This is a genomic window from Capnocytophaga sp. oral taxon 332 str. F0381 (genome assembly GCF_000318275.2).
Lineage (GTDB): Bacteria > Bacteroidota > Bacteroidia > Flavobacteriales > Flavobacteriaceae > Capnocytophaga > Capnocytophaga bilenii.
On record NZ_KB291337.1, the window covers coordinates 84563 to 88403 of the forward strand.

Annotated in this window: 5 protein-coding genes; all 5 read left to right on the forward strand. The window is 35.4% G+C overall.

Annotation, left to right across the window (positions count from 1 at the left end):
- The first annotated feature begins 226 nt into the window (after positions 1-226).
- Entirely contained in the window at positions 227-946 is a 720-nt protein-coding gene (locus HMPREF9075_RS10100; RefSeq protein WP_009416489.1) for a hypothetical protein, read from the forward strand.
- A gap of 216 nt (positions 947-1162) precedes the next feature.
- Entirely contained in the window at positions 1163-1306 is a 144-nt protein-coding gene (locus HMPREF9075_RS13290) for a hypothetical protein (RefSeq protein WP_009416491.1), read from the forward strand.
- A 178-nt stretch (positions 1307-1484) separates the two neighbouring features.
- Positions 1485-2648, forward strand: coding sequence for a sigma-54 dependent transcriptional regulator (locus tag HMPREF9075_RS10105; protein WP_009416492.1), 1164 nt, complete (start codon positions 1485-1487; stop codon positions 2646-2648).
- A 28-nt stretch (positions 2649-2676) separates the two neighbouring features.
- Positions 2677-3318, forward strand: a complete 642-nt coding sequence (locus tag HMPREF9075_RS10110; RefSeq protein WP_009416493.1) for a vancomycin high temperature exclusion protein — start codon at positions 2677-2679, stop codon at positions 3316-3318.
- A gap of 87 nt (positions 3319-3405) precedes the next feature.
- Positions 3406-3759: a 4Fe-4S dicluster domain-containing protein gene (locus HMPREF9075_RS10115; protein ID WP_009416494.1), complete on the forward strand. Its 354-nt coding sequence runs from the start codon at positions 3406-3408 to the stop codon at positions 3757-3759.
- The last annotated feature ends 82 nt before the right edge of the window (positions 3760-3841 follow it).

Genomic DNA, 3841 nt, shown 5'->3' on the forward strand with positions numbered 1-3841 from the left:
CTACACGAAAGTGCATATATGCCAGCGTGGGGAGCTGCAAGCTCGCGCCAGCGTGGGGATTATTCCATACCCATAGAGATGGAACTATATATGATTTAGATCAAAAATTTATTTTTACAAATGGCAATGATGACCCTATTAATGCAACAGATAATATAATGAGCTATAATAGAATAAGACGAAGTACTTGGCATTGGCAATGGAAAATCATAAAAAGGAATGCAAGATGAGAAAGATAGTATTCGTAATTATATTTTGTTTTATAATATCTTATTGTAAAGCACAAATTGACACAATAAATAAAAATATTATGGAGTATTTTGATAAAAATAAATATAAAAATTGGGAACTTGTAGAGAAAGTTTCTAGTGCAACAGATAAATACTATAAGAAAGAAACTTATTGGGTTAGAGTTCTTTTTTATAAGGGAGAATATACAGAGGAAATACAGACAATAGGTTCTTCTTTTAAGTTATATAAATATTATCATAAAAATGAGCTACTACATCGTTCTGTAAAAACCTTTTATAACTTCCCAATAGGAGAATCTATTGAATATGATGAAAATGGGAATTTAATAGAAAAAGTAAATTATGATAAAAATTATTCTTTTTCAGTAGATAGTCTTTGTGAATTAATTAAAATGGAATATGGTGTCAATTTAAGAATTTTATCCACTGATAATTTTCTTAATTATAGAGTTGAAAGAAGATATGATGATAATATTAAAAAATATCTCTATATAGTTATTTTTGCAGTAAATGATAATGGTGAAGGTGTTATGGGATTCCCTATAAAATGTATCTATATAGATAGTAATACAGGAGAGATTTTATATGAAAAAGCTGAACATTTAGATCGTCCATATAGTGATAGAATTCCAAAATCAAAAACTTTTTTTCCTCAGAAAGATGATAAAAAAAGAATTCTACTTCCCTCTTCATAGAAGAAACTACCCCTCCTAAAGAGTTAGGCGTGCCTTATAAACAAGGCGGCTATTACCCTCCTGATACTTACCGTTTATATGATGGTAGAGCCTATAACAGAGAAGAATGGGCTGCGTATGTTAAAAGACAAAATTGGCTGGTTCGTTGGTGGTTGAGTTAAATGTTTAAAATGTGGGACAAATGGGACAGGTAGGACAGGGAGAGAATTGTGAATTTTGAATTGGGCACGAGCTGCAAGCTCGCGCCAGCGTGGGGTGTTTTTGAAATTATTTGGTAATAACGACTATAAAACGGTAACATCGCAAGAAGAGTTCCAAAAATACCAGTCGAATTTCAAATATACTTTCAAAGCAAACTAATATAACTCTCATCTCTATACCCGATTTGAGCGTTAAACGAAAACTTAATAAATAAAAATAACAAAAAAACTCTTGACCAATAGTTGAGAGTTTTTTTATTTTTACTACCTTTGCAGTACGATTACACCACATCCTTTGCAAAGTTAATCGCAAGAATAGATTTATCATTGATTACAATATGGCAAAAATACTTATTATAGAAGATGAACAAGCAATACGCCGTGTACTTACAAAAATATTACAAGAAGAAAGTAAAACTTATGAAATAGAAGAGGCTAACGATGGTATTGAAGGATTAGAGAAAATAAAAAAAGAAGACTATGACTTAGTACTATGCGATATCAAAATGCCTAAAATGGACGGCTTGGAGGTGCTTACCGAAACTAAAAAACTAAAACCCGAAACTCCTTTTGTGATGATTTCAGGACACGGCGACCTCGAAACAGCCGTAAACGCTATGCGTTTAGGGGCGTATGACTATATTTCAAAACCACCCGATTTGAACCGCTTGCTGAACACAGTGCGCAATGCGCTTGACAAACAGAAATTGGTGGTAGAAAACAAACACCTCAAGAAAAAGGTAAGCAAAAGTTACGAAATGATAGGCGAAAGTGAGCCTCTACAACAAATCAGACTGATGATTGAAAAGGTGGCGCCTACCGAAGCTCGCGTACTCATTACAGGGTCTAATGGTACGGGTAAGGAGCTGGTGGCTCACGCTTTGCACTGCCAAAGCGAGCGTGCCGAAGCCCCTATGATAGAGGTGAATTGCGCTGCTATCCCTTCGGAACTGATAGAAAGTGAACTTTTTGGGCATATAAAAGGGGCTTTTACCTCTGCCGTGAAAGACCGCGCAGGTAAATTTGAAGCTGCCAATAATGGTACTATCTTCTTAGACGAAATTGGCGATATGAGTCTCTCTGCCCAAGCAAAAGTGCTACGTGCCTTGCAGGAAAATAAAATTACACGCGTGGGGAGCGATAAAGATATCAGTGTAGATGTGCGTGTAATAGCTGCTACCAATAAAGATTTGAAAAAAGAGATAGCCGAAGGGCGTTTCCGAGAAGACTTATACCATCGATTGGCGGTAATACTCATAAAAGTACCTTCTCTGAACGAGCGCCGTGAGGATATACCGTTGCTCATCAATCATTTTTCTAATAAAATTGCCGCTGAACAAGGTATTTCGCCTAAAAAATTCAGTAAAAAAGCAATAGAATTACTACAACAACAAGATTGGACAGGAAATATACGCGAATTGCGAAATGTAGTAGAACGCCTTTTTATTTTGGGAGGTAAAGAAATTTCAGAAGATGATGTAAAAACATTTGCAGGGAAATAATACAAACTGCATTTTAACAACAAACAAGATGAAATCTTTTTTTAAACCCTTAAAAAACAAATATTTCTGGAGAATAGTGGGGGGATTATCCTTGTGGTTGCTTTTGGTAATTATCGCTTGTAATGTGCAGGTAAATAGAAAAACAGCAAAAGCCTTGTACGATGATCTGAATCTTGTGCCTGCTTGCGAGGTGGGCTTGCTATTGGGTACTAATCCTTATTTGAAAAACGGCTTGCCTAATAAGTACTTTCTTTATAGAATAGAGGCTGCTGTGCAGCTATATCAGGCAAAGAAAATACAATATATTTTGGTGAGTGGCGATAATCACCGAAACGACTATAACGAACCTGAAGAAATGAAAAAAGCCTTGATAAAAAAAGGAATACCCGAAACCAGTATCCTTATGGACTATGCAGGCTTTAGAACATTAGATTCGGTAGTGCGTGCTAAAACAGTCTTTGGCAAAGAACGCTTTATGATTATATCTCAACGTTTTCATAATGAGCGAGCCCTCTATTTAGCCGAATATAACCATATAAAAGCTGTGGGTTTTAACGCTCAAGATGTAACAGCCTACTACGGACTGAAAACGCGTGTTCGTGAATACCTTGCACGGTTAAAACTTTTTATAGATTTGTGGTTTGAGGTAAATCCGAAGTTCTTGAAGTAGTTTTAGTTGTTAACATACCTAACAAAAAGCATTCAAAAAAAATCGGTTGACTTTAATACCTAATTACTAATAACTAACGATAAAAAAATGGCTATAATAATAACTGATGATTGTATTAATTGTGGGGCTTGTGAACCTGAGTGCCCTAATAATGCTATTTATGAAGGAGGCGAAGAATGGCGTTATAGTGAAGGAACTGCTCTTAAAGGAAAAATTGTATTACCCGATGGGCGCGAATTAGGTGCCAATGACCCTCACGAGGCAATAAGTGATGATTATTACTTTATAGTTGCCGATAAATGTACAGAATGTATCGGTTTTCACGATGAACCCCAATGTGCAGCTGTGTGTCCGGTAGATTGTTGCGTGCCCGATGAAGACCATCAAGAAACCGATGATGATTTATATGCTAAAAAGCGATTCTTACATAACGAGGATTAAAATCAATCTATTAGTAAACTTGTTTTTTTTGAAAATAAAACTTTTGAAGTGTCAAAATAATTTCATATATTTGCACTCTGAA